The organism is Pseudomonas parakoreensis, from assembly GCF_021602155.1.
GTDB lineage: Bacteria > Pseudomonadota > Gammaproteobacteria > Pseudomonadales > Pseudomonadaceae > Aquipseudomonas > Aquipseudomonas parakoreensis.
This window is the reverse complement of sequence record NZ_BQHY01000006.1, coordinates 131,787-156,290: the sequence shown is the minus strand read 5'-3', so window position 1 is coordinate 156,290 and position 24,504 is coordinate 131,787. Positions and strand designations below refer to the sequence as shown.

Here is a 24,504-nt window from a genome sequence, read left to right as displayed (position 1 = left end):
CGCAGCCTTCGGCAGCTCCTACAGCGGTAATTGGTGATCAGGGAGCAGCGGGCAGCAGAAACCGCGCAATCACCGGCAGATGATCGGAAATGCGCAAGGTATCGTCCTGGCGCACGCTCGCTTCGACCCGTTTGATTTTCGGGCTGTAGAACAGGTAGTCGACGGTGCGATCCGGACCGTTGAGGCCGGGGTCGTTGGGGTAGTGGGTCAGCCAGTGGGCGCGGTCGACGCCGCTAGCCTCGTTGTTGGTCGGGATCATCGGGTACTTGTCCCATAACAGGTGCAGGGCGCTGTCGATGGAATAAGGCGTGCGCTGCTCGGCGGGCAGGCGTTGATACTGGCCCAGCGGCAACAGGTTGAAGTCACCGCCGATCAGCCACGCCAGGCCCTGGCTCTCATACTTGTCGAGCACCTTGGCCACCGCCGTCACTTGCGCCTGCAAGGTGTCGTCGGGTTGGCTGGCGCGATCCAGATGGGTGTTGAATACCGTCAGTTGCCCGCCGTCACTCAGCGGCAGCTTGGTGGCGAGCAACGCATCCTTGGGTGCGAACTGTCGAGCGATGATATTCGCCGGCGGCACCGGTAATTGCAGGCGTTCGGCGTGTTCGATGCGGTAGCGGCTGAGGGTCGCCAATTGCCGGCCAACGCTGCCGAAAATATGCGGGTCGGGAACGAAATCGGCCTTCCAGTCGAACGCGTGAGCGCTGCACGGGTAGAGGTCGGTGACCCGCTCCTGCAGCAACTTGAGCTGGTTCTGGTAATCACTGGCCTTGGCGCCGTCATCCAGTTCCTGCAGCAGCACCACGTCGGGCTGCTCGTCCCGGATCACCCGCGCCACCTCGTCGAGGCTGAAGGCCATGTCTTCCGGGGTTGGCGCTTCGTCGGTGCCTTGGGCGAGGTCGTTCCAGAACACGTAGCGCTTGCCCGCCAGGTACTGCACGTTCCAGCTCATGACTTTCAGTGCCTGCCCGGGCACCAGTGTCGGTGGGGTGCCGGTGCAGGTGACCGGCAAGGTTTCGCGCGCGCCGGGGCGCCAGGTCAGGCTGTAGATCAGCCCGCCGATCAGGGCGATGGCGAGCACAATCAACAATAGGGTGTAGCGCAGCAGACGGGGCATGGCTCGGCTTATCGCGTTACAAAAGTGCTTGCGAGCATACCCGACCGCAGACGCTTGGCCCAAGTCTCCTGAAGTCAGACTGCTCCGCTACGTTTGTCAGGCAATTCGCTGATCAGCATGAACAGGCGGAACAACACCACGCTGGTGAACAGCTGCAGAAAGCTGTGCGCACTGTCGATCAATACCGCGATCAGCGGATTCTGCGGGTCGGGGTACGCCGCCAGGGTCGCGCCCTTGAGCAGCCACAACGGCCCCATCACACACAGAATGCACAGCAGGATCCGCCAGAAATGCCCACGGGTCAGACGCAGGCTTTCCTTCATCGCCTGCAACGGCCCCATACCGCGCAACACCAGCAGGTACTCACCAAATGCGAGCATGACCATCAGCATCAAGCCTGGCAGGAAATACAACGACAGCCCCAGCAGAATCAGCAAGGTATTGAGCGCCGTGAGCAGGGCGAAACGCGGCCACAGGCGCGCGGACATCGCCAGCAGATCGAGATTGCGCGGAGCTTCGCCGCGGGTGCGGGCGTCGAGGAACAGGATCAGCGCGGCGGTGTACAGCGGATACACCAGCAGACCGACCACCACGCTGGCGGCGGAGAAACTGTCCGGGTCGGTGACGTGATCCACCACTTGCTGCAGCGCCGCCTCGAAGATCACCAGTGGCAGGCACAGCTGCACGATGCTGCCCAGGTGGCGTTTGAAAAAATACAGAGAGTCGCGCAGTACATCGAAGGCATTCATCAGTCGGTATCGCAGGTGGAAAACAGTGGCTCACTTTAACCGATGATGCGTGGGCCGACACAAACGTAAACATTCGGTAAAGGTCGTTGAAACATCCTGTCACTGCCTCCATTACAGAGGTGCGCCATGTCCGCAGTGGGCACGGGCAACGTTATCCCCGGCAATCTACGAGGTCGCCATGAACAGCGAAGAGCAAACCCTGATCGATGGACTGTTTTCCCGGCTGCAACAGGCCGAAACGGAGGCAGCCCCGCGCGACGCCCAGGCCGAGGCGCGGATCAAGGAACACCTGAGCCGCCAGCCGGCGGCAGGTTATTTCATGACCCAGGCGATTCTGGTGCAAGAGGCGGCCATCAAGCGCCTCGACGAACAGAACAAGCAACTGACCCAACAAGTCCAGCAGTTGCAGGCTGAACTGCAAGCGGCCAAGTCCCAGAGTGCGGCCCCGGCGCCAAGCGGCGGTGGCGGTTTCCTGTCGAGCATCTTCGGCGGCAGCAGCTCGCGTCCGGCGCCGACCCAGAGCGCTCCGGCCTCCACCGGCGGCTGGCGTGAACCGGCACCGCAGCAGAACTACTCTGCGCCAGCGCCACAACAGAACTATGCCGCACCACCGCCCAATTACGCGCAGCAAGCCGCCCCGGCTGCGGGCAGCAGCTTCCTCGGCGGCGCCCTGAAAACCGCCGCTGGCGTGGCCGGTGGCGTGATGCTGGCGCAGGGCATCAGCAGCCTGTTCCATCACAACCAGCAGCCTGAAGAAATCGTTGAAGTGATCAAGGAAGAACCGGCGCAGGTGGCCGACCAGAGCGGCAACGACTGGGGCAATGACCAGCGTGTCGCCGATAACGGTTTCTCCGGCAATGACCAGGGCGGGTTTACCGACACGGACTACAGCGATGACAGCTCGTCGTTTTTCGATGACGACGATTCGTTCGTCTGAGTAATAAGCCGCCAGTATCAAACCTGTGGTGAGGGGATTTATCCCCGATGGAGTGCGCAGCAGTCCCATTTTCGGGGCCGCTGCGCTGCCCATCGGGGATAAATCCCCTCGCCACAGTCCACCATCCGTCTGGAGTGGTGAGTCGATTATTCGCGCCACCTTCCTGTGGGCTGGCATACTGAGCGCCTTTTTCGGGCCTGGCGCCTGATCCCGCTTCGTGCGCTATGCGCTCACAGGAATCCCGGTGAAAAAAATCGCAGTGTTCGCCGACGTGCAGAACCTCTACTACACCGTGCGTCAGGCCTATGGTTGCCATTTCAACTACGCCGCGCTGTGGGCGGATGTGAGCAAGCACGGGCAGATCGTCGAGGCCTATGCTTACGCCATCGATCGCGGCGACAGCAAGCAGCAGCAGTTCCAGCAGATCCTGCGCAACCTCGGCTTCACCGTGAAACTCAAACCCTACATCCAGCGCAGCGACGGCTCGGCCAAGGGCGACTGGGACGTGGGCATCACCCTCGACATCATGGACGCCGCCGACCACGTCGACGAAATCGTCCTGGCCTCCGGTGACGGTGACTTCGACATGCTGCTCGAACGCATCATCAGCAAGCACGGCGTACAGGCAGTCGCCTACGGCGTGCCCGGGTTGACCGCCAACTCGCTGATCCGCGCCGCCAGCCGTTACGTGCCGATCGAAGGCGCGTTGTTGCTGAAGAATTAAGCTGAAAAATTGATTTGAACGGAGTTGAACCCGGTTTGGAACGCATTGCAGTCATCGACTTTGAAACCACCGGCCTGTCGCCGAACAGCAGCTGCCGCGCCACGGAAATCGCCGTGGTCATGCTGGAAAACGGCCGTATCGTCGAGCGTTACCAGAGCCTGATGAATGCCGGTGTGCGCGTCCCTGCGTTCATCGAGCAACTGACCGGCATCAGCAACGCCATGCTGCGTAGCGCGCCTGCGGCGGAGCGGGTGATGGAAGAGGTCAACGAATTCGTCGGCTGCACGCCGCTGGTGGCGCACAACGCTTCGTTCGACCAGAAATTCTGGGACTTTGAACTGGGACGGATCAAACGCACCCGTCTGCAGAACTTCGCCTGTTCACTGCTGCTGGCCCGGCGCCTGATGCCCGCGGCACCCAATCACAAGCTCGGTACGCTCACCGCATTTGCGCGCCTGCCGCACACCGGCCAGGCGCACCGGGCCATGGCGGATGCGGAGATGGCGGCCAACCTGATGGCGCATCTGGCGGATGAACTGCGCAGCAAGCACGGCGTACGTGAGCTGAACCATGACTTGCTGTGCAAATTGCAGAAAGTCCCGGCGGCCAAAGTCAGCGAACACCTGCAGCGCTACCGCTGATCCCCAGCCCGACACAGAACCCTGTAGGAGCTGCCGAAGGCTGCGATCTTTTGACTTTGATTTTCAGAAGCAAGATCAAAAGATCGCAGCCTTCGGCAGCTCCTACAGTGGATTTGTGGTTGGCCCGAACTATTTGCCGTTGGCTTCTATATGGCTCAGCGGCACGCGCTTCTCGATTGCGCTGGACAACACAATCGAGGTCTTGCTGAAGCCAAACTTCGCCACGTGATTGATCAGCTCCTCCAGTTCGGTCATCGAGCCCACCGCGCCCTTCATCATCACGCATGGATCGCCGGTCACACGGAAGCACTCGGTCAGTTGCGGGATTTTCACCAGTTCATCGTAGACCTTCTGGCTGCCGTTCTGGTGCAGGCGCAACTCGATCATGCACTGGATCGGCAAACCGATTTTCGACAGGTCGATGTTCGCCTGGTACCCGGTGATCACGCCGGACGCCTCAAGCTTGGCCACCCGTTCGGCCACTGCCGGGGCGGACAGGTTCACCTTGCGCGCCAGATCGGCGTAAGACGCGCGACCGTTTTCCAACAGGGCGCTGAGCAGCATGCGGTCGTATTTGTCCAAGGCCGGACTCCTGAAAATGCCAGACTTTCGAAATCACGGCTTATCCCGTCGATCTCCGTTGTTTCAAAAGTGTACCGGCGCGATAAACAGGTTTTGTAACTTATTTTTGCTCGCGGGCCTTTCTAGAATAATCCTCACCCTGCCTTTGACTGTCGAGCTGCCCATGCCTGCCTTGCGCCGTTTTTCCTTGCCGTTGATCGCCGCGTTTTTCGCGCTGTATGTAATTTGGGGATCGACCTATCTGGTGATCCGCCTCGGCGTCGAATACTGGCCGCCGCTGATGCTCGGCGGGGTGCGCTTCGTGATTGCCGGCAGCCTGATGTACGCCTTCCTGCGCTGGCGTGGCGCGCCGGCGCCGACCTGGGTGCAGTGGAAAGCGGCGGGGATCATCGGGATTCTGTTGCTCAGCTTCGGTAACGGCGCGGTCAGTGTCGCCGAGCACACGGGTGTGGCGTCCGGCGTGGCGGCACTGGCAGTGGCGACCGTGCCGTTGTTTACGTTGTTGTGCGGCTATTTCTGGGGCGCGCGCAATACGCGGCTGGAGTGGGCCGGGGTGGCGCTGGGAATTATCGGCATCGCCATGCTCAACATGGGCTCCAATCTGCAATCGAGCCCGCTGGGCGCGGCGTTGCTGATTTTCGCGGCGGCGACCTGGGCCTTCGGCTCGGTGTGGAGCAAACACCTGCCGCTGCCACAAGGGGCGATGGCCAGTGCCGTGGAAATGCTGGTGGGCGGCGTGGTCCTGCTGATCGGCAGCGCGGTCAGCGGCGAACACCTGAAAGCCCTGCCACCGGTGGAAGGCTGGCTGGCCCTGGGGTATCTGATCTTCTTCGGCTCGATCATCGCCTTCAATTCCTACATGTACCTGCTCAAACACGTGCGTCCGGCGGCGGCCACCAGCTATGCCTACGTCAATCCGGCGGTGGCGGTGTTGCTGGGGATCGTGTTTGTCGGCGAGACCATCGGTATGGAAGAAGCGCTGGCGATGCTGGTGATCATCAGTGCCGTGGTGCTGATCGGTCTGCCGCAATGGCGGCGGCCGGCGCAGCCGCTGGTCGTGGAGCCGCCGAAGACCGCCGTTCCAGCAGAACCGCGTGTGAATTAGGGTAAACTGCGCGCCATTGCACCCTTGTTTTGCGCAACCGCGCTGATTTTTCCTACGGTACTCCCATGACTTTCGCCACCCTTGGCCTGATCGAACCCTTGCTGCGCTCCCTTGAGAAGCTCGGCTACCAGACCCCGACGCCAGTCCAGGCGCAAGCCATTCCGGCCGTGCTGGCCGGTCGCGACCTGATGGCTGCGGCCCAGACCGGTACCGGCAAGACTGCCGGTTTCGCCTTGCCGCTGCTGCAGTTGCTGGCCATGGAAGGGCCGAAAGTCACCGCCAACTCGGTGCGTGCGCTGATTCTGGTGCCGACCCGCGAACTGGCCGAGCAGGTGCACGAATCGGTGCGCCAGTACGCGGAAAACCTGCCGTTGCGCACTTATGCGGTGTACGGCGGCGTGAGCATCAACCCGCAGATGATGAAACTGCGCGGCGGCGTCGACCTGCTGGTGGCGACTCCGGGCCGTCTGCTCGACCTGTTCCGCCAGAACGCGTTGAAATTCAATCAGCTGCAAACCCTGGTACTCGACGAAGCCGATCGCATGCTCGACCTCGGCTTTTCCGAAGAGCTGGCGAACATCTATCGCGCGCTGCCGAAGAAGCGTCAGACGCTGCTGTTCTCCGCGACCTTCTCCGATGACATTCGCCTGCTGGCCGGGCAGATGCTCAACGATCCGCTGACCATCGAAGTCAGCCCGCGCAACGTGGCGGCCAACACCGTCAAACAGTGGGTGGTGACGGTGGACAAGAAGCGCAAGCCGGAACTGTTCGTGCACCTGATGCGCAAGAACAAGTGGAAGCAGGTGCTGGTGTTTGCCAAGACCCGCAACGGCGTGGACGCGTTGGTGGAAAAACTCCAGGGCCTTGGTGTGAACGCCGACGGTATCCACGGCGACAAACCGCAGGCGACCCGTCAGCGTGCACTGGATCGTTTCAAACTCAGTGAAGTGCAGATTCTGGTGGCGACCGACGTCGCGGCTCGGGGGCTGGATATCGAAGATTTGCCGCTGGTGGTCAACTTCGACCTGCCGATCGTGGCCGAGGATTACATTCATCGCATCGGTCGTACCGGCCGTGCCGGTGCAACGGGCGAGGCGATCTCGCTGGTGTGTGCCGATGAAGTGAACATGCTCTCGGCCATCGAGATGCTCACCCGTCAGACCTTGAAGCGCCAGAACGAGCCGGACTTCGAACCTGAGCACCGTGTGCCGGAGACCGATGCCAGCGGTCAGGTGATCAAGAAGCCGAAGAAGCCGAAAAAACCGAAGACCTCCGGCGGTGGTGGCGGCAAGCGCAATCTGGGCAAGTGGGTCGACAGTGGCGAAACTCAGGCACCTGAGCCGTCGATCAAGCCTGTGCGTAAAGTGCCGGTGTTCAATACCGGGCCGCGCAAGCGCAAACCTTGATGTGACGCGGCGTCTGTGAGGACGCCTTCGCTCGTCAATTGGGAATGCATTTCCCTGTAGGAGCTGCGGTACGCTGCGATCTTTTGATCTTGTTTTTAACGGTAAAAAGATCGCAGCCTCGTTTCACTCGGCAGCTCCTACAGGGATTTGTGCTGAAGCCACTCGAGCAAGCCGAACCCCGCCGCCCGACCGCTGGCAAAACACCCGGTCAGCAGATAGCCGCCCGTCGGCGCTTCCCAATCCAGCATCTCCCCCGCGCAAAACACTCCCGGCAAGGTCTTGAGCATCAAGCGCTCATCCAGCGCCTCGAACGTCACGCCACCGGCACTGCTGATCGCTTCGTCCAGCGGACGGGTTTTCACCAGGGTCAACGGCAACGCCTTGATCGCCCGCGCCAGCAGCGCCGGATCGGCAAAGGTCGCCGCGTCACTCAGCTCGCGCAACAACGCCGCTTTCACCCCATCAATCCCGACCTGACTGTGCAGATGCTTGGCCATCGAGCGCGAGCCGCGCGGTTTGCCCAACGCTGCCTGTAATTTATCCACAGGCCGGCCGGGCAACAGATCGATGTGCACCGTGGCTGAACCCTGCGCGTTGATCGCCTCGCGAATCGGTGCCGACAGCGCATAGATCAGGCTGCCTTCAACCCCGGTCGCGGTGATCACGCATTCGCCCAAGCGTGGGATATCGTCGTTCAAACCGATGGCGACATTTTTCAGCGGTGCTCCGGCGAATTTGCTGACAAGCAATTCGCTCCAGCCCTGCACCTCGAAGCCGCAATTGCTCGGCTGCAACGGCGCCAGTCCTACACCTTTTTGCTCCAGGGGCAGCATCCACGCGCCATCCGAACCCAGCCGCGACCAACTGCCACCGCCGAGGGCGAGCAGGGTGGCGTCGGGTTTGACGGTGATTTCGCCGTCGGGGCTGCTGATGCGCAGTGCGCCATGTTCATCCCAGCCGAGCCAGCGATGGCGGGTGTGGACAACCACGCCGCTGTCGCGCAGACGCTTGAGCCAGGCGCGCAACAGTGGTGCGGCTTTCATGTCGGTGGGGAACACCCGGCCGGAGCTGCCGATAAAGGTCTCGATGCCCAGCTCATGAATCCAGCGGCACAACGCGTCGGCGTCGAAGCCGCGCAGCAACGGCGCGATCTGCGGTGCGCGTTCGGCGTAGCGCGCGAGGAACGCCGGGTAAGGTTCGGAATGGGTGATGTTCATGCCGCCGACCCCGGCCAGCAGGAACTTGCGCCCCACCGAGGGCATGCCGTCGTACAGGTCGACACGCACACCGGCCTGGCTCAGCACTTCGGCGGCCATCAGGCCGGCGGGGCCACCGCCGATGATGACGACGTGAGCGGGGAGGGGGGCGGAGGTCTGGGTCATGGCGTGCGCTGCGGTATGGCGGGATAAGGCGCGCATTCTAACAGCCGGGATCCGTGTAGGAGCTGCCGCAGGCTGCGATCTTTTGATCTTGGCCCTTAGAAAACAAAGATCAAAAGATCGCAGCCTGCGGCAGCTCCTACAGGGGGATCGACGGTGAATCTGGTGGCCTGGTCAAAAAACAATCATCGCGCTGTACGCCATGCTCGCTGTGGGCTGTAGTCCCTTTCGCTCAGGTTATCCACAGGCCATTCCACAGCCATTGTGGGTAACGCAGCACAGCTCAGTGACAACCGTGTGACGTCCAGACCCGTTGCGCGCTGTGATGCAGGATGCCGTGGCGGCGGGCGAGGGCGTGGCGATCCTTGCTGTAGCCACCGCCGATCACGCCAACCACCGGGATGTCGCGGCCCAGGCAATGGCGCATCACGCTTTCATCGCGGGCGGCGACGCCTTCGTCTGTCAGTTGCAGATAACCGAGGGCGTCGTCCTTGTGCACATCGACCCCGGCGTCGTACAGCACCAGGTCCGGTTGATACAGCGGCAGCAGGTAGTTGAGCGTGTCATCCACCACCTTCAGGTAGTCGCCATCGCCCATGCCTTTGGGCAGCGGAATGTCCCAATCGCTTTCGGCCTTGCGGGCAGGAAAATTCTTTTCACAGTGCAGGGAAACGGTGATCGCCTCCGGCGTGTCGTGGAGGATGCGTGCGGTGCCATCACCCTGATGCACGTCGCAATCAAAAATCAGCACCCGGTTCACCCGGCCGCTTTGCAGCAGGTAATGGCTGATGATCGCCAGGTCATTGAAAATGCAGAAGCCGGCCGGGTAATCGTAGTGGGCGTGATGGGTGCCGCCGGCGAGGTGACAGGCCAGACCATGCTCCAGGGCTTTCTCTGCCGCCAGAATCGAACCGCCGACCGCCCGCACCGTACGCCGCGCCAGCGCTTCGTTCCAGGGCAAGCCAAGGCGCCGCTGGTCTTCGCGGGACAACTCGCCGCTCATGTAGCGTTCGATATAGCGACGGTCATGGGCCAGAGCGAGGATGTCGTTGGGGCAGATCTCCGGGCGCAGCAGGTCGGCGTCGCGGGTCAGGCCGCTGTCGACCAGGTGGTCGCGCAGCAAACGGAACTTGTCCATCGGAAAGCGGTGATCCGCCGGAAACTCGGGACTGTAGTCTTCGTGGTAGATCAACGGCAGTGGCATGGCGACTTCATGTAGGAACGATGGAAAGAGTGAACGATCCTACCAGCGATGTAGACTTGCGGCATGGAAACGGAGGGGCATGATGGAGCCGATACTGCAACTGGAAAGTGCGCGATTGCTGATGCGCCAATGGCAGGACGAGGATTTGCCGGCATTTGCGGCGATGTGTGCCGATCCGCAGGTCATGCGTTACTTTCCACAGCCCTTGAGCCGCCTGGAAAGTGCTTCGCTCATTGGTCGGGTGCGCGGCCATTTTGCCGAACACGGCTTCGGATTATGGGCGCTGGAGCGCAAGGACAGCGGCGAGTTCATCGGTTTCACCGGTCTGGGTGTGGTCGGTTTCGATGCCCCGTTCACGCCAGCGGTGGAAATCGGCTGGCGCCTGGCCCGCGAGCATTGGGGGCTGGGCTATGCCAGCGAAGCGGCATGGACCGCTCTGCGTTGCGGCTTTGACCGGTTGTCGCTGAAGGAAATCGTGTCCTTCACCGCCCAGAGCAATCTGCCCTCGGAGAAAGTCATGCAAGCGATTGGCATGCAGCACGATCCGGCCGATGATTTCGATCACCCCAAAATTGCCGTCGATCACCCGTTACGCCGGCATGTGTTGTACCGGATTACCAGGGAGCAATGGCTGCAAACCCTGCATGGCTAAGCCGACACGGACGTTTACAATGGCGCGACAATGGCTCGCGCCAGAACCTGAATGGGCCGCCGCAGCCAAGACTGCGCGGCATAGCGTTGTGTGAGGAGAGTCTGAATGAGCCAAGTGTTGGAAGATCTGGTCGACCTGCTGACCCTGGAGCCGATCGAGGAAAACCTGTTCCGTGGCCGTAGCCAGGACCTGGGTTTCCGTCAGTTGTTCGGTGGGCAGGTGCTCGGCCAGTCGCTGTCGGCGGCCAGTCAGACGGTTGAAGAGGCGCGCCATGTGCATTCGATGCACGGTTATTTCCTGCGCCCGGGCGACGCCAAATTGCCAGTCGTGTACTCGGTGGATCGCGTGCGTGATGGCGGCAGCTTCAGCACCCGGCGGGTCACCGCGATCCAGAAGGGCCACCCGATTTTTACCTGCAGCGCGTCGTTTCAGTACGACGAAGCAGGCTTCGAGCACCAGAGCCAGATGCCGGTGGTGGTCGGTCCGGAAAACCTGCCGTCGGAGCTGGAACTGACCCAGCAACGCGCGCACCTGATTCCCGAGCACATGCGCGAAAAATTGCTCTGCCCGAAACCGATCGAAGTGCGCCCGGTCACTGAAAAAGACCCGTACAACCCGCAGCCGGCCGATCCGGTGAAATACGTGTGGTTCCGTGCTGATGGCGCGCTGGCGGATATTCCGGCGCTGCACAAATACCTGCTGGCCTACGCTTCGGACTTCGGTCTGCTGACCACTTCGATGTTGCCTCACGGCAAGTCGGTCTGGCAGAAAGACATGCAGGTCGCCAGCCTCGATCACGCGCTGTGGTTCCACAATGATCTGCGCGCCGATGACTGGTTGCTCTATGCGATGGACAGCCCGTGGGCCGGCAATTCCCGTGGGTTCTCCCGTGGCAGCGTGTACAATCGCGCCGGGCAACTGGTGGCGTCGGTGACCCAGGAAGGCCTGATTCGTCACCGCAAGGACTGGGCATGAGCCTGAGCGATGTGAAGCACTGGGTGTTCGACATGGACGGCACCCTGACGGTCGCCGTGCATGACTTTGCGGCGATCCGCGTGGCGCTGGCGATTCCGCCCGAGGATGACATTCTCACCCACCTCGCGGCGCTGCCGGCCGACGAAGCGGCGGCGAAACATGCCTGGCTGCTGGAGCATGAGCGCGATCTGGCGTTGGGTTCGAAACCGGCTGCCGGTGCGGTGGAGCTGGTGCGCGATCTGCACGGGCGTGGCTATCGCCTGGGCATCCTGACGCGCAACGCGCGGGAGCTGGCGCATGTGACGCTCGAAGCGATTGGCCTGGCCGACTGTTTCGCTGTGGAAGATGTGCTGGGCCGCGATGAAGCACCGCCCAAGCCACATCCCGGCGGGTTGCTGAAACTGGCCGAGGCCTGGAAGGTGCCGGCGCGCGAGATGGTGATGGTCGGGGATTACCGCTTTGATCTGGATTGCGGGCGAGCGGCCGGGGCGCGGACGGTGCTGGTGAATCTGCCGGACAACCCGTGGCCGGAGCTGACGGACTGGCATGCGCAGGATTGTGTCGAGTTGCGGCGTATGCTTCTGGCCTGAGTTCTTTAGCGCCTGAAAGGGCCCCATCGCGGGCAAGCCCGCTCCCACATTTGAAATGCATTCCCCTGTGGGAGCGGGCTTGCCCGCGATGAGGCCTGAGCGGCCACTGCAAAATCATTGATCAAACAGCGCTTTCTGCCCCTCCGGCGACGTCAACATCCCATCGCCGTTATGCCCGACCCCGGGCACTTCAACCAGCCGCTGATTCACCCCTTCCGGGTGCCGGCGCAGCAGGTAGCCGAAAAACAGTTTGCCGCGTTCCAGTCGATACGCACCCTGGGCTTCGGCGGCGCAGCTTTTGTCCAGCGCCGGATGCCGCGGGTCGGTGTCCTGCTGACCGAGCAGATAAATCACCTCGCGCTTGATGTAACGGCTTTCAAGCTGCAATGGCGATTGCCCACCGGCGTACACCGGCATGTCGCTCAGACCGTACTTCCAGCGATTAAACCCAAGGCACTGTGCGTGATCGAAGGCCACCGGCCGCTGTTCGTTGAAATACGCGTACGACGACGGATTGGCCACCACATAGCGCAGGCGAATGCCGTTGGCCTTCAGCGCCGGTTGGTCCTTGGCCAGCAGGGCATAACGCTGCACCACTTGGCCGCCACCGGAATGGCCGAAAATCACAATCTGTTTCACATCCGGAAACTGCTTGCGGTCGCTGACCCGGGCGACGATTTCATCCAGCGCGGCGTAGGAACTCAGCGGATTCGGCCCTGTGGATAACCCGCCGCCCATCCACTCGTTGCCTTTCCAGCGCAGCAACGTGTTGGGCAGCGAGTACAGGGCGACGTCGCTTTCATTGAGAAACTGCGGCGCGATCACCAGCGTGTGCGCGGTTTGTCCGGCTAGTTCGGTGGCGTGTTCGGCACTCTTGCGGTAGGTCTCGGCATTGCGCAGACGGCCGTGAATGACGATCAGCACCCGCTCGATTTTTTCCGGTGCGGGGCTGATGCCCACGGCCATTTCGCCGGCCTTCAACTGCAGACGCCCGGAGCTGATGGCATCGACGCCCGCCGCGTGCGCGCTGCCGCCGATGATCAGTAACGCCAAAAGCCATTTTCGCATTTACAGGTTTTTCGCCGCGAAGGTATCGCACTGGCCGACCTGGCCCTGGGCGAATCCGGTTTTGAACCAGCGCACCCTTTGCGCCGACGTACCATGGGTAAACGAGTCCGGCACCACTCGGCCCTGACCCTGTTGTTGCAGGCGATCATCACCGATGGCGTTGGCCGCGTTCAAGGCCTCTTCGACGTCACCCGGTTCCAGCCAGTTCAGGCGCTGCTGCGCATGGTAGGCCCAGACGCCGGCCAGGCAGTCAGCCTGCAATTCCTGACGCACCAGCAAACCGCCATCGCCCTCCATCTGCCGCCCCTGTTGCCGGGCTGCCTGAATTTTCGCCGAGACGCCTAGCAGCGTCTGCACATGGTGGCCGACCTCGTGCGCGATCACGTAGGCCTGGGCGAAGTCGCCGGCAGCCTTGAAGCGCTGGGCCATTTCCTGGAAGAACGCCATGTCCAGATAGACTTTCTGATCCGCCGGGCAATAGAACGGGCCGGTCGCCGAGGTCGCCAGACCGCAGGCGGAATTCACCCGGTTGCTGAACAGCACCAACGTCGGGTCCTTATATTGGCGGCCGGCCTGCTGGAAAATCGCGCCCCAGGTGTCTTCGGTATCGCCGAGGATCGAACGCACGAATTCGGCCTGCTGGTCGTTGGCCGGTGGCGCCTGACGGGTTTGCGTCGAAGCCGGTGCCGATTGTTCGGTCATTTGCCCGGTGAGCTGACCGAGGATCTGCAGCGGGTCCTGGCCGGTGATCCAGCCGATGCCGACGATCAGCAGGATCGCCCCGAGGCTCAGGCCTTTGCCGCCACCGAACCGCATGCCACCACCGCCGCCGCTATCATCGCCACGGGCATCGACGACGTTGTCACTGCGTCGGCCTTTTTTCCATAGCATGTGGGAATCCTCTATCTGTACGTGGTGATGAGTGTTGCTGGTGTGTGAGTGTGGCGCCAGTCCGGTCGTCCGTCCATTGGCGCACACGCGAGCAGGCCCGGCCTCGGGTGACGAGGACGGGCCTGTTATTGACGAGCGTGTGCGCGACTAATTCAATCCGTTGGCGGATTTCTCCTTCCGCACTGTGCGTCAGCGATCGAAGGCGTCCCACACCGGGGCGAAGTCCGGGCTGACCTGACGCTGATTTTTCGGCAGTGCGGCGATCAGTGCGCGGTCTTCAGCGTCCAGTTCAACCTGCAGCGAAGCCAGGTTCGCCAGTTGATTGGCGCGGCTGCTGGCCTTGGGAATCGCCGCGACGTTGGGCTGATCGAGCAGCCATTTCAATGCGATCTGAGTCGGCAGCACACGGTGTTTTTTCGCGATCTGCTGAATCTGCGCGATGTCCGAGACCTTGTTGCGCGCCAATGGCGTGTAGGCCGTCAGTGCCAGATCGTGTTGGCGGGCATAGTCGAGCAAGGCGTTTTGTCCGAGGAGGACGTGGTACTCGACCTGGATCGCGGACAGAGGGATGGCGTATTCCTCGACGACTTTACGCAGCAGCGGCAGCGGAAAATTCGCCACGCCGATGTGGCGAGCCAGACCTTGCTCCTTGAAGGATGCGAGGGTTTCAAGCGTGCGCGGCAAGTCCCAGTCAGTGCTCGGCCAGTGGATCATGAACAGGTCGACGTACTCGCTGCGCAAAGCCTTGAGGCTTCGTTCCATCGAGTGGCGCATGGCGTCGGGTTGCAACTGGTCCCACCAGACCTTGGTGGTGACATGAATCTGCTCGCGGGGTGTCGATGTGTTCGCCAACGCTTGTCCGACCGCGTCTTCGTTGTTGTAGGCCGCTGCCGTGTCGATGTGCCGGTAGCCGAGTTCCAGTGCTTGCTCGACGGCACGAGTGCATTCGTCGCCGAGCATCGGCCAGGTGCCGAGGCCGAGTTTCGGCATGTTCAAACCCTGGGCGTTAACGATGTGCTGCATGGTCGATCTCCTGTTCGAAAGCAGTGATACCGGCGATATGGCGGGCGGCGATGTAGCCGAACGTCAGCGCCGGGCCGAGGTTGATCCCGCCCGCCGGATAGTGCCCGCCCATGATGCTGGCCATGTCGCCACCGGCGGCGTAGAGCCCGGCGATGGGCTGGGCATGGGCGTCGAGCACTTGTGCCTGCGGGTTGACCTTGAGCCCGGCAAAGGTGCCGAAGCAGCCCGGTTGCACTTTCACGGCATAAAAAGGGCCGGCCTCTATTGGGGCAACGCAGGGGTTGGGAAGGTTCGCCGGATCGCCCTGTTTGCGGTTGTAGGGCGTTGCGCCGCGACCGAACAGCGGGTCTTCGCCAAGGCGCGCATGCGAGTTGTAGTGATCAACAGTGCGGCGCAACCCGCCGGGATCGATACCGCAGGCGCTGGCCAATTCTTCAAGGGTGTTGCCGGTTTTCAGATAGCCGCTGCGGATAAATCCTGACAGCGGAACGGGAAATGGCCGCGACATGCCCAGGCCATAACGCCGTTGAAAGGCGCGGCTGCAGATCAGCCACGAGGCGACTTCCTCGCCTTCCGGGGTGGCGGCAACCATGGCGCTGACGTAGTCGAAGTAACCATTGGCTTCATTGACGAAACGCTGGCCGTTGCGCAGTACACCGATGATTCCCGGTTTGCCGCGCTCGATGATGTGCGGGAAATGGCCGATGCTGCCGTCGGCATGGGGTACTTGCGAGACCGGCGCCCAGGCCACGGGCGACGCCAGGTCGGTGTTGACCGTGGCACCGACGCTTTCGCCCAGACGCAGGCCATCGCCGTTGACTGCCAGCGGTGGCAGTGCCCAGTGTTCATGACCTGTGGGCGTACGCGGAAACAGGGCCTTGCGCCGCTCGATGTCATTGGCGAAACCGCCGGCGGCCAGCACCACGGCTTTGTGTGCATGGACGCGGATCGGGCCTCTTGCGCTGTTGATCACGGCGCCGCAAACCCTTGCTTCATTGCGCAGCAGTTCGCTCACCGGGGCCGACTCCCATAACAGGACGCCAAGGTCCTCGGCGGATTTCGCCAGCCTTGCGACCAGCGCCACCCCGTTGACCAGTTGCATGGCCCGGCCGTGTACCGCCAGATCCAGCATGTGTCGGGTAAAACGACGGGTTACATGCCAAGCCGCTTTCAGCGAACGGGTCAGATTGAGGAACGCCGAAAGGTCGGCGCCGGCCATGATCGGCATGCCCATGAAGGACGTTTCGCGCATCGTTGTACGCAGGCGCTTGAGCAGGCGTCCGACTTGGCGTCCGTCGTAAGGCGCCGCGATGACCGAGCGCCCGCCCGTGCCAGCGCCCGGCGTATCGCCATGGATGTCGGCGATGGCGTTGCCGTCGGCAAATTGCAAAGCGGTGTGCTGTTCGAAAAACGCGACCATCTGTGGTCCGGCAGTGAGGAAGGCGTCGACCATGGACGGGTCGTAATGCTCGCCGAGTTCGTGGCGCAGGTACGTGCGCGGTTGCTCGATGTCTTCGACGATGCCGGCACGTCGCGCCAGTGGATTGCACGGTACCCACGCCCAGCCGCCGGACCACGCCGTGGCACCACCGAACAGCGGATCCTTTTCAACCACGATGACTTTCAGACCGTGCCAGGCGGCAGTGACCGCTGTGGATAAACCGGCAGCGCCGGAGCCGACGACCAGCACGTCGCAGTCGATTTCGGGAAGTTCGGCAGGCATCAAGCAAAGCTCCGCAACTGGATTTTATTGGAATTGGATTCCAGAAATTAGCGAATGAAGCGCGTCTGCCACAAGACCTGTTTCCGTAAAGTGGGCGGTTATCGCACTGCCGGTTCCGGATTTCCCTTTGTCTCGGATGTCTTTTAGAATCGGCGAAATTTCATTTGGATCTTCCCATGGCCGGCAGTCAGATCGAACGGGTTTTCAGTGTGCTGGAAAGCCTCACCAGTGAGCCGCGCGGGCTGCCGATGCAGACCCTGGCCGAGCAGCTCGACATCCCGAAAAGCGCCACTCACCGTATGCTCGCCGAGCTGATTCGGCTGGGTTACGTACGGCAGAATGCAGACACTCTGCGCTATCACTTGTCGACCAAACTGGTGGCGATGGGGTTTCAGTATCTGGCGAGCAGCGGTGCCGACATCGTGCAACCGGTGCTGGATCGACTGGCGCAGGAAACCGGTGAGCTGGTGCGTCTGGGAGTGATCGATGGCGAGCGCCAGACCTGGATCGCCAAGGCGCAGGGCGCCCGGACGGGCCTGCGTTATGACCCGGACATGGGCCGCGACGCGCCGTTGTTCTACACCGCCTCCGGGCACGCGTGGCTGGCCTGCATGAGCGACGCCGAAGCCTTGTCGCTGGTCGAGCGCCAGGGCGCGGAAGTGCCAGTGGGCATTGGGCCGAATGCGCCGCGCTCCAATATCGAATTGCTGGAGCGCCTGCGGCTGGCGCGGGAGCAGGGTTATGCCTGCGTCGAGGAAAGTTCGGCGGTGGGCACTTCGGCGATTGCCGCGGTGGTCAAGCACCCCGTTGACGGCCGGGTGATCGGCGTACTGAGCATCGCCGGGCCAAGCGCGCGGATGCCTGGCGCACGGCTGCATGAACTGGCGCCGTTGCTGATGAAGTTCACCGAGGAGTTGTCGGCGGCGAGCCTGGCGTCTGAATTGTTTGTCTGACCCGCGCCGATCTTTGTAGGAGCTGCCGCAGGCTGCGATCTTTTGACTTTGTTTTTCAGATCAAGAGCAAAAGATCGCAGCCGGCGGCAGCTCCTACAGGTTGAGCGTCGTGTACGAAATTGTGCGGTGTTCGCACGGATTTTCCATTAGTGGGTGTTTGATTCTGGAACGCAGTTCTAGATTGTTACTGGAGTGACATTTCCGACAACAATCACAAGAGGATCGCGCCTTGACTCCGCCCCTTCGTATCGCCCTGATCGGCGCCGGCAACATGGGCCAACAGCATTACCAGCACTTGCAAACCCTCGATGAAGCCCGGTTGTGTGCAGTGGCCGATCCCGGCCCGCAGGCTCCCGCGCTGGCGGCGCAGTGGGGCGTGGCGTATTTCGCCGATCATCGGCAGATGCTGGAGCAGGTGCGGCCCGATGCGGTGATTGTGGCCAACCCGAATAATCAGCACGTCAGCACGGCGCTGGATTGCCTCGCCGCCGGCGTGCCGGTGCTGTTGGAGAAACCGGTGGGCGTGAACAGGGATGAGGTGCGCAAACTGGTGGCGGCGGTCAAACGCAGCGGCGTGCCGGTGCTGGTCGGCCATCATCGGCGGCACAATCCGTTGATCGTGCGTGCCCACCAATTGCTGCGCAGCGGCGCGCTCGGGCGGCTGACCATGGTTACTGCGCTGTTCCAGTTACGCAAACCCGACCGCTATTTCGAGGTCCCGTGGCGCCGTGAGCCGGGCGCGGGCCTGTTGCTGACCAACCTGATTCACGACCTCGATCTGCTGCGTCACCTGTGCGGGGAGGTGCAGTCGGTGCAGGCCGTCACGGACAACGCGGTGCGGGGTTTTGCCAACGAAGACAGCGTCGCGGTGTTACTGCAATTTGCCGGCGGTGCACTGGGGACGCTGAGCGGTTCCGATGCGGTCGCCGCGCCGTGGAGCTGGGAGCTGAATTCCGCAGAGAACCCGGTTTACCCGCGTCAGGCCGATCAGCCGTGTTATTTGCTGGCGGGCACTGCCGGAGCGTTAAGCATTCCGCAACTCAAGCGTTGGCATTACCCTGCCGATCAGGTCGATGCCGGCTGGCACGAACCGCTGATCGCGCTGCAAGAACAGTGTGAGGGCGGGGACGCGTTGCGTTTGCAGCTGCAACATTTTGTGCAGGTCGCGCGGCGTGAAGTCGAACCCTTGGTCAGTGCCGCCGATGCCGCGCGAACCCTGGCGCTGGTCGAGGCGATTCGTGAAGCGGCGGCCAGCGGCCGTGCCTGTTCTCCGGCAGCGGTCGAGGCTTGAACATGGACGAACGAATCCTGTCTCTGGCCAGTCTCACCGTACTCGAATTGTCGCCACCGCAAATGATCGAGGTCGCGGTGCGTGCCGGTTACAGCCATGTCGGCCTGCGCCTGGAACCGGCGACGCCGGAGGAGTATCACTTTCCGCTGGTGGCCGATGGTGATCTGCGGCGGCAGACATTGAGGCGTTTGCGCGACACTGGCATCGCGGTGCTCGACGTGGAAATCCTGCGCCTGAAACCGCACACCGTGGTCGCCGATTTCGAGAAGCTGCTGGCCGTCGGCGCGGAGTTTGGCGCCAGTGAATTACTCGTCGCCGGCAATGATCCTGACGAGCAACGGCTCACCGACAACTTTGCCGCGCTGTGTGATCTGGCGGCGCCTTACGGTTTGCACCCGCATCTGGAGTTCATGCCCTGGACCGATGCGTGCAACCTCGAACAGGCGTTGCGCATCGTCGCCAATGCCGATCGGGAAAATGCCGCGGTGCTGGTCGATGCCTTTCATTTCGATCGCTCCGGCTCACGGCTGGAGGATCTGGCCAGCGTCGCACCGGCGCGCCTGCGTTATGCGCAATTGTGCGATGTGGCGGGGCCGAGACCGGCGGACATGGCCGAGATCTTGCGTCAGGCGCGCAACGAGCGGCGGTTTCCCGGCGAGGGCGATTGCGACCTGCACGGTTTGTTGCGCAGTCTGCCAGCTAATATTCCATTGAGCCTGGAGATCCCCACGGTAAAACTGCTGGAGCAGGGCGTCAGCGGATTGCAACGAGCGCAGAGGGCGCTCGACAGGACGCGGGAATTGTTGGCGCAGTTGTAAGTCAGTGTGGGTGGCGGGGCGCCAGCGTCCTCGCCACTGTTTATTTTTCCTTCAGAGATATCCAATGACCGTCAGCACCCCGCTCTCCGGTGTCAACCAACCCTTCAAGGGGATTTTGCTGATTGTCGTGGCGACTTTTCTGTTCTCCAGCCACGATGCGCTGTCGAAATACCTCTCGGGTTTCTACCCGATCGTCATGGTGGTATGGGCGCGTTATCTGGTGCACACCTTGCTGATGGCGGGGATCTTCCTGCCGCAATCGGGGCTGCGCGTGCTGCGCACCAAACGGCCGTTGTGGCAGTTGGCGCGGGCGCTGTGTCTGCTCGGCACCAGTCTCTTTTTCACCACGGCGCTGTTGTACATCCCGCTGGCCGAGGCCACGGCGGTCAACTTTCTTGCGCCAGTGCTGGTGACGGCATTGTCGGTGCCGTTGCTCAAGGAACGGGTAACGCGCGGGCAATGGATTGCGGTGATCTGCGGATTCATCGGCGTGCTGATCATCGTTCACCCGGGCGGTGAACTGTTCACTCCGGCGGTGCTGCTGCCGTTCTGCTCGGCGTTGTTTTTCTGCTTCTATCAACTGCTGACGCGCAAGCTCAGTGAGGTCGATAGCCCGACCACCAGCAACTTCTTTGCCGGTCTGTGCAACACGTTGGTGATGAGTGCGCTGGTGCCGTTCTTCTGGCAGGTGCCGACGTTGACGCACGCCGCACTGATGCTGGCGCTGGGCAGTTGCGGGATGACCGCGCACCTGTTTCTGACCCAGGCGTTTCGGCACGCCGCGCCGGCATTGCTGGCGCCGTTCGGTTACTGTCAGATCGTGTTTGCCGGGCTGTTGGGCTGGGTGGTGTTCAATCACACGCCGAGCCTGTTGACGGTGATCGGCATTGTGGTGATCTGTTGCAGCGGCCTGGCGGCGGCGTGGCAGCAGAGCCGTAGGTGAGACAGAGACATAAACCCTGTGGGAGCGAGCTTGCTCGCGAAGGCGTCGTTTCAGTCGGCATCTTCAGTGACTGACTGGGCGCTTTCGCGAGCAAGCCCGCTCCCACAGGGGGACGTGGTACGGGCCAGTTATTCGGTGACGTCAGGAATCTTGCGCGGTGCCATGAAGTACATCCAGGTCAGCGCAATGAAGTACATCGCCGGGATCAGCGTGAACAGCACCGTGTAGTTGTTGTTGGTGACGGTCAGGATGTGGCCGACGATCTGGGTCATGAACATCCCGCCAATCGCTGCGCACATGCCGCCGAAACCGAACACCGTGCTCATCATGTGCTTGGGCGTGTAGTCCATCACCAGGCTCCAGATGTTCGCGGTCCAGGCCTGATGCGCGCCGATCGCCAGGGAGATTGCCGCGACGGCGACCCACAGGTTGCTCGAGCCGGCCGCCATGATCACACCGATGATGCAGCAGGCGAACAGGAACATCGACAGCAGTCGCGCCTTGATCGAGTTCATGCCGCGACCGATCAGGAACGAAGACAGAATGCCGCCACCGACGCTGCCGAAGTCGGCCGTCACGTAGATGATGATCAGCGGAATACCCATCTGGGTGACGTTGATGCCCAGGTTGTATTGCTGATTGAGAAACGGCGGCAACCAATACAGGTAGAACCAGAACACCGGCGCCGTCAGCGAATAGGCGAGGGCGAACGCCCAGGTGCCGCGCATGCGCAGGATGCGTGAGAACGGGACGCGGGCCTGTTCCGGTTCGACTTCTTTCTGGATGTATTCCAGCTCCGACTGTTTGACGCTCGGATGGTCTTCCGGGTTGAAGTATTTCAAGCCCCAGAACAGCAGCCAGATCCCGCCCAATGCCGACATGCAGAGGAACGCCGCCTGCCAGCCCCAGACGTGGAGAATCAGCGGCAGCAGCATCGGCGTGAACATCGCGCCGACGTTGGTCCCGGCGTTGAAGATGCCGGTGGCCACCGCGCGTTCGCCGGCCGGGAACCACAGGCGCGTGGTTTTCACGCAGGCCGGGTAATTGGCCGCTTCGGTCAGGCCGAGGATAAACCGGCAGACCATGAAGCCGACGGCCGACGTCGCCAGACCGTGGGCACCGGTGGCCAGGCTCCAGAGCAGCACCGCGCAGAAGAACACGCGCTTCACGCCGACCCGGTCGATCAGGCGTCCCTGCAGGACGAAGCCGATCGCGTAGCCGACCTGAAACCAGAAGTTGATGTTGGCGTAATCCATCGCCGTCCAGCTCATTTCCTTGGCAAGAATGGGCTGCATGACGCCGAGGGCGGCGCGGTCGATGTAGTTCAGGGTCGTGGCGAAAAACACCAGCGCCAGCATGCCCCAACGGGTCTTGCCGACGGCCATGGCGCCGCGGATCTTGTCGCCGATGCCACCCGTGGCAGTGCTCATGGCCGGAGCCATGCGGGAAGTCTGTGAAGGAATCATTGTTCCACCCGTTTTTGAATTTGTTATGTGGTGTTGTTTGCACGCACTGCGACCGAAGGTTCATATCCGGACTCAATGTGGAGTCGATGGTGGGCAGTGGACGAAAAATCGTCAATTCGTCGAAACGCCATAGTGTTCGATAATCGCACGCAAAACTAACCGGCTGGTACACTTTAAATTGCTGCTGAAGACGATGCAGCCAATAATTTCCTCACGATAAAAAACGTACCTCTGCAGGCGCTGCCGAAGGCCGCGATCTTTGTTTGTGAAGATCAAAAGATCGCAGCCTTCGGCAGCTCCTACAGAGGCGCGTGACAAGACGATCCCCATCGGGAGTAGAAACATGCAGCGTTCAATTGCCACCGTTTCCCTGAGCGGCACCCTGCCGGAAAAGCTCGAAGCCATTGCCGCCGCCGGGTTCGACGGGGTCGAGATTTTCGAGAACGATCTTCTGTATTACGACGGCAGCCCGCGGGAAATCAGGCAGATGTGCGCTGACCTAGGCATTGCGATCACGCTGTTCCAGCCGTTTCGCGACTTCGAGGGTTGCCGGCGTGATCGGCTGGCGCGCAATCTGGAGCGGGCCGAGCGCAAGTTCGATTTAATGCAGGAACTGGGCACCGATCTGGTGCTGGTCTGCAGCAACGCCTCGGCAGACAGCGTCGGCGATCAACAGATTCTGGTCGATGACCTGCGCCTGCTGGCCGAGCGGGCCGGCGCGCGCGGGTTGCGCATCGGCTATGAAGCGCTGGCCTGGGGCCGGCACGTCAATACGTATCAACAGGTCTGGGACATCGTCCGTCAGGCCGATCATCCGGCGCTTGGCGTGCTGCTCGACAGCTTTCACACCTTGTCATTGAAAGGCGATCCAAGCGCGATCGCCGACATTCCCGGCGACAAGATCTTCTTCGTACAAATGGCCGACGCGCCGATCCTCGCCATGGATGTGCTGGAGTGGAGCCGGCATTTCCGCTGCTTCCCGGGGCAGGGTGAGTTCGATCTGCCCGGCTTCCTCGCACCGATCATCCAGAGCGGTTACACCGGCCCGTTGTCGCTGGAAATTTTCAACGACGGCTTCCGTGCCGCGCCACCACGAGCGAATGCCGCCGATGGTCTGCGTTCGCTGCTGTACCTGGAAGAGAAGACCCGTCAGCGGCTGGAGCAGCAACCGACGCCGGTGGCCAACCGCGAAATCCTCTTCGAAACGCCACCGGCCAGCGAGTACAACGGCATTGAGTTTCTGGAGTTCGCTGTCGACGAAAGCCTCGGCGCCAAACTGAGCAACTGGCTAGAGCGCCTGGGCTTCGTCAAGGCCGGGCAGCATCGCTCCAAGAGCGTGAGCCTGCTGCGTCAGGGCGATATCAACCTGATCCTCAACGCCGAACCGTATTCGTTCGGCCACAGTTTCTTTGAGGCGCACGGCCCGTCGCTGTGCGCCACCGCCGTGCGGGTCAAGGACAGCGCCAGCGCCCTGGCCCGCGCCGTCGCCTATAAGGGCCAGCCCTATCGCGGTCTGGTCGGCCCCAACGAACTGGAACTGGCCGCGGTGCGCGCGCCGGACGGCAGCCTGATTTATCTGGTGGATGAAGCGGCGGATGTCTATGGCACCGACTTCAATCTGCTGCCGAACGCTCAGGCCCGTGGCGGCCTCAAGCGCATCGATCACATGGCGATGGCACTGCCGGCCGACAGCCTCGACAGTTGGGTGCTGTTCTACAAGAGCCTGCTGGATTTCGAGGCCGACGATGAGGTGGTGCTGCCCGATCCGTACGGGCTGGTGAAGAGCCGCGCGTTGCGCAGCCGCGACAGTTCGATCCGCTTGCCGCTGAATATCTCGGAGAACCGCAATACCGCGATCTCCCATGCGCTGTCGAGTTATCGCGGCTCGGGTGTGCATCACATCGCCTTCGATTGTGACGACATCTTCGCTGAAGTCAGCCGCGCCAAAGAGGCGGGGGTGCCGTTGCTGGATATTCCGCTCAACTATTACGACGACCTCGCTGCGCGCTTCGATTTCGACGATGAATTCCTCAGCGAGCTGGCGTACTACAACGTGCTCTACGACCGCGATGCCCAGGGCGGTGAGCTGTTCCACGTTTATACCGAGCCGTTCGAGGGACGCTTCTTCTTCGAGATCATCCAGCGTAAAAACGGCTATGCCGGTTATGGTGCGGCGAACGTCGCGGTACGTCTGGCGGCGATGGCCAAATCACGCAGCGGCGCGGTGCGCCAGGCGAAGTTGTAGGAAATTCGTAAACGCGGGATTA

At 62.0% G+C, this 24,504-nt stretch carries 23 protein-coding genes; 13 read left to right on the top strand and 10 right to left on the bottom strand.

The features are described 5' to 3' along the window. Window positions 1-37: 37 nt before the first annotated feature. Together L6D63_RS11140 and L6D63_RS11135 are read right to left on the bottom strand one after the other, a co-directional pair. Complete coding sequence (locus tag L6D63_RS11140) at window positions 38-1,117, bottom strand: endonuclease/exonuclease/phosphatase family protein (protein ID WP_131671563.1); 1,080 nt, start codon at window positions 1,115-1,117, stop codon at window positions 38-40. A 74-nt stretch (window positions 1,118-1,191) separates the two neighbouring features. After that, window positions 1,192-1,866, bottom strand: coding sequence for a YciC family protein (locus tag L6D63_RS11135; RefSeq protein WP_047296744.1), 675 nt, complete (start codon window positions 1,864-1,866; stop codon window positions 1,192-1,194). 178 nt (window positions 1,867-2,044) lie between these two features. On the opposite strand from L6D63_RS11135, the gene L6D63_RS11130 reads away from it, so the two are divergent. The 3 genes from L6D63_RS11130 to L6D63_RS11120 all read left to right on the top strand — a co-directional run bounded on the left by L6D63_RS11130 (window position 2,045) and on the right by L6D63_RS11120 (window position 4,168). After that, entirely contained in the window at window positions 2,045-2,803 is a 759-nt protein-coding gene (locus L6D63_RS11130; protein ID WP_131671564.1) for a DUF2076 domain-containing protein, read from the top strand. Between the two features lie 244 nt (window positions 2,804-3,047). Beyond that, window positions 3,048-3,527 (top strand): NYN domain-containing protein, encoded by a 480-nt coding sequence (locus tag L6D63_RS11125; protein WP_041065128.1) that lies wholly within the window; start codon window positions 3,048-3,050, stop codon window positions 3,525-3,527. Window positions 3,528-3,562: 35 nt separating this feature from the next. Next, window positions 3,563-4,168, top strand: a complete 606-nt coding sequence (locus L6D63_RS11120; protein ID WP_047296741.1) for a 3'-5' exonuclease — start codon at window positions 3,563-3,565, stop codon at window positions 4,166-4,168. 129 nt (window positions 4,169-4,297) lie between these two features. Here L6D63_RS11120 and L6D63_RS11115 read toward each other — a convergent pair whose 3' ends face one another. Beyond that, on the bottom strand, window positions 4,298-4,750 hold the full coding sequence (locus tag L6D63_RS11115) for an Lrp/AsnC family transcriptional regulator (RefSeq protein WP_041065134.1): 453 nt from the start codon (window positions 4,748-4,750) through the stop codon (window positions 4,298-4,300). A 163-nt stretch (window positions 4,751-4,913) separates the two neighbouring features. Between L6D63_RS11115 and yedA the strand changes: the two genes are divergently transcribed. Together yedA and L6D63_RS11105 are read left to right on the top strand one after the other, a co-directional pair. After that, window positions 4,914-5,855: a drug/metabolite exporter YedA gene (yedA, locus tag L6D63_RS11110; protein ID WP_047296738.1), complete on the top strand. Its 942-nt coding sequence runs from the start codon at window positions 4,914-4,916 to the stop codon at window positions 5,853-5,855. Between the two features lie 65 nt (window positions 5,856-5,920). Beyond that, window positions 5,921-7,261, top strand: coding sequence for an RNA helicase RhlE1 (locus L6D63_RS11105; protein ID WP_131671565.1), 1,341 nt, complete (start codon window positions 5,921-5,923; stop codon window positions 7,259-7,261). Window positions 7,262-7,398: 137 nt separating this feature from the next. Here L6D63_RS11105 and L6D63_RS11100 read toward each other — a convergent pair whose 3' ends face one another. Together L6D63_RS11100 and L6D63_RS11095 are read right to left on the bottom strand one after the other, a co-directional pair. Then, on the bottom strand, window positions 7,399-8,643 hold the full coding sequence (locus L6D63_RS11100) for a TIGR03862 family flavoprotein (protein ID WP_131671566.1): 1,245 nt from the start codon (window positions 8,641-8,643) through the stop codon (window positions 7,399-7,401). A gap of 280 nt (window positions 8,644-8,923) precedes the next feature. Then, window positions 8,924-9,844 carry a histone deacetylase family protein gene (locus tag L6D63_RS11095; RefSeq protein WP_047296732.1) on the bottom strand — a complete coding sequence of 307 codons (921 nt, stop codon included), beginning with the start codon at window positions 9,842-9,844 and terminating at the stop codon, window positions 8,924-8,926. Window positions 9,845-9,926: 82 nt separating this feature from the next. Between L6D63_RS11095 and L6D63_RS11090 the strand changes: the two genes are divergently transcribed. From L6D63_RS11090 to L6D63_RS11080, 3 genes are all read left to right on the top strand, one after another. After that, window positions 9,927-10,496 carry a GNAT family N-acetyltransferase gene (locus tag L6D63_RS11090; protein WP_121187328.1) on the top strand — a complete coding sequence of 190 codons (570 nt, stop codon included), beginning with the start codon at window positions 9,927-9,929 and terminating at the stop codon, window positions 10,494-10,496. Between the two features lie 105 nt (window positions 10,497-10,601). Beyond that, a complete protein-coding gene (gene tesB / locus L6D63_RS11085; protein ID WP_003228466.1) occupies window positions 10,602-11,471 on the top strand; it encodes an acyl-CoA thioesterase II in 870 nt (289 codons plus the stop codon). Next, window positions 11,468-12,061, top strand: a complete 594-nt coding sequence (locus L6D63_RS11080) for an HAD family hydrolase (RefSeq protein WP_095668253.1) — start codon at window positions 11,468-11,470, stop codon at window positions 12,059-12,061. The genes tesB and L6D63_RS11080 overlap by 4 nt, the downstream gene beginning before the upstream one ends. A 114-nt stretch (window positions 12,062-12,175) precedes the next feature. Here the strand turns inward: L6D63_RS11080 and L6D63_RS11075 are convergent, their stop codons facing one another. The 4 genes from L6D63_RS11075 to L6D63_RS11060 all read right to left on the bottom strand — a co-directional run bounded on the left by L6D63_RS11075 (window position 12,176) and on the right by L6D63_RS11060 (window position 16,766). Continuing rightward, a complete protein-coding gene (locus L6D63_RS11075) occupies window positions 12,176-13,129 on the bottom strand; it encodes an alpha/beta hydrolase (RefSeq protein ID WP_131671567.1) in 954 nt (317 codons plus the stop codon). Further along, a complete protein-coding gene (gene ypfJ, locus L6D63_RS11070) occupies window positions 13,130-14,020 on the bottom strand; it encodes a KPN_02809 family neutral zinc metallopeptidase (protein WP_095668255.1) in 891 nt (296 codons plus the stop codon). It lies immediately after the preceding gene. 189 nt (window positions 14,021-14,209) lie between these two features. Next, window positions 14,210-15,043: an aldo/keto reductase gene (locus L6D63_RS11065; RefSeq protein ID WP_131671568.1), complete on the bottom strand. Its 834-nt coding sequence runs from the start codon at window positions 15,041-15,043 to the stop codon at window positions 14,210-14,212. Next, window positions 15,027-16,766 carry an FAD-dependent oxidoreductase gene (locus L6D63_RS11060; protein ID WP_236170328.1) on the bottom strand — a complete coding sequence of 580 codons (1,740 nt, stop codon included), beginning with the start codon at window positions 16,764-16,766 and terminating at the stop codon, window positions 15,027-15,029. Before L6D63_RS11060 ends, L6D63_RS11065 begins: the two co-directional genes overlap by 17 nt. Window positions 16,767-16,942: 176 nt before the next feature. Here L6D63_RS11060 and L6D63_RS11055 point away from each other — a divergent pair, with 176 nt between their 5' ends. From L6D63_RS11055 to L6D63_RS11040, 4 genes are all read left to right on the top strand, one after another. Further along, window positions 16,943-17,719: an IclR family transcriptional regulator gene (locus L6D63_RS11055; RefSeq protein ID WP_047296719.1), complete on the top strand. Its 777-nt coding sequence runs from the start codon at window positions 16,943-16,945 to the stop codon at window positions 17,717-17,719. A 229-nt stretch (window positions 17,720-17,948) separates the two neighbouring features. Beyond that, complete coding sequence (locus L6D63_RS11050; protein ID WP_121187316.1) at window positions 17,949-19,010, top strand: Gfo/Idh/MocA family protein; 1,062 nt, start codon at window positions 17,949-17,951, stop codon at window positions 19,008-19,010. Window positions 19,011-19,012: 2 nt separating this feature from the next. Beyond that, on the top strand, window positions 19,013-19,828 hold the full coding sequence (locus L6D63_RS11045) for a sugar phosphate isomerase/epimerase family protein (protein ID WP_095668259.1): 816 nt from the start codon (window positions 19,013-19,015) through the stop codon (window positions 19,826-19,828). Between the two features lie 64 nt (window positions 19,829-19,892). Further along, on the top strand, window positions 19,893-20,771 hold the full coding sequence (locus L6D63_RS11040; RefSeq protein ID WP_047296716.1) for a DMT family transporter: 879 nt from the start codon (window positions 19,893-19,895) through the stop codon (window positions 20,769-20,771). Between the two features lie 128 nt (window positions 20,772-20,899). On the opposite strand, the gene L6D63_RS11035 is transcribed toward L6D63_RS11040, so the two are convergent. Further along, window positions 20,900-22,237, bottom strand: a complete 1,338-nt coding sequence (locus L6D63_RS11035; protein ID WP_086792894.1) for an MFS transporter — start codon at window positions 22,235-22,237, stop codon at window positions 20,900-20,902. Window positions 22,238-22,580: 343 nt separating this feature from the next. Between L6D63_RS11035 and quiC the strand changes: the two genes are divergently transcribed. Continuing rightward, window positions 22,581-24,482 (top strand): 3-dehydroshikimate dehydratase QuiC, encoded by a 1,902-nt coding sequence (gene quiC / locus L6D63_RS11030; RefSeq protein ID WP_131671570.1) that lies wholly within the window; start codon window positions 22,581-22,583, stop codon window positions 24,480-24,482. The last annotated feature ends 22 nt before the right edge of the window (window positions 24,483-24,504 follow it).

What these genes read in the sequence shown, in the direction of transcription:
- L6D63_RS11140 (WP_131671563.1), bottom strand. Translation starts at nt 1,117, where the DNA reads ATGCCCCGTCTGCTGCGCTACACCCTATTGTTGATTGTGCTCGCCATC.
- L6D63_RS11135 (WP_047296744.1), bottom strand. Translation starts at nt 1,866, where the DNA reads ATGAATGCCTTCGATGTACTGCGCGACTCTCTGTATTTTTTCAAACGC.
- L6D63_RS11130 (WP_131671564.1), top strand. Translation starts at nt 2,045, where the DNA reads ATGAACAGCGAAGAGCAAACCCTGATCGATGGACTGTTTTCCCGGCTG.
- yedA (WP_047296738.1), top strand. Translation starts at nt 4,914, where the DNA reads ATGCCTGCCTTGCGCCGTTTTTCCTTGCCGTTGATCGCCGCGTTTTTC.
- L6D63_RS11105 (WP_131671565.1), top strand. Translation starts at nt 5,921, where the DNA reads ATGACTTTCGCCACCCTTGGCCTGATCGAACCCTTGCTGCGCTCCCTT.
- L6D63_RS11100 (WP_131671566.1), bottom strand. Translation starts at nt 8,643, where the DNA reads ATGACCCAGACCTCCGCCCCCCTCCCCGCTCACGTCGTCATCATCGGC.
- L6D63_RS11095 (WP_047296732.1), bottom strand. Translation starts at nt 9,844, where the DNA reads ATGCCACTGCCGTTGATCTACCACGAAGACTACAGTCCCGAGTTTCCG.
- L6D63_RS11090 (WP_121187328.1), top strand. Translation starts at nt 9,927, where the DNA reads ATGGAGCCGATACTGCAACTGGAAAGTGCGCGATTGCTGATGCGCCAA.
- tesB (WP_003228466.1), top strand. Translation starts at nt 10,602, where the DNA reads ATGAGCCAAGTGTTGGAAGATCTGGTCGACCTGCTGACCCTGGAGCCG.
- L6D63_RS11080 (WP_095668253.1), top strand. Translation starts at nt 11,468, where the DNA reads ATGAGCCTGAGCGATGTGAAGCACTGGGTGTTCGACATGGACGGCACC.
- L6D63_RS11075 (WP_131671567.1), bottom strand. Translation starts at nt 13,129, where the DNA reads ATGCGAAAATGGCTTTTGGCGTTACTGATCATCGGCGGCAGCGCGCAC.
- ypfJ (WP_095668255.1), bottom strand. Translation starts at nt 14,020, where the DNA reads ATGCTATGGAAAAAAGGCCGACGCAGTGACAACGTCGTCGATGCCCGT.
- L6D63_RS11065 (WP_131671568.1), bottom strand. Translation starts at nt 15,043, where the DNA reads ATGCAGCACATCGTTAACGCCCAGGGTTTGAACATGCCGAAACTCGGC.
- L6D63_RS11060 (WP_236170328.1), bottom strand. Translation starts at nt 16,766, where the DNA reads ATGCCTGCCGAACTTCCCGAAATCGACTGCGACGTGCTGGTCGTCGGC.
- L6D63_RS11055 (WP_047296719.1), top strand. Translation starts at nt 16,943, where the DNA reads ATGGCCGGCAGTCAGATCGAACGGGTTTTCAGTGTGCTGGAAAGCCTC.
- L6D63_RS11045 (WP_095668259.1), top strand. Translation starts at nt 19,013, where the DNA reads ATGGACGAACGAATCCTGTCTCTGGCCAGTCTCACCGTACTCGAATTG.
- L6D63_RS11040 (WP_047296716.1), top strand. Translation starts at nt 19,893, where the DNA reads ATGACCGTCAGCACCCCGCTCTCCGGTGTCAACCAACCCTTCAAGGGG.
- L6D63_RS11035 (WP_086792894.1), bottom strand. Translation starts at nt 22,237, where the DNA reads ATGATTCCTTCACAGACTTCCCGCATGGCTCCGGCCATGAGCACTGCC.
- quiC (WP_131671570.1), top strand. Translation starts at nt 22,581, where the DNA reads ATGCAGCGTTCAATTGCCACCGTTTCCCTGAGCGGCACCCTGCCGGAA.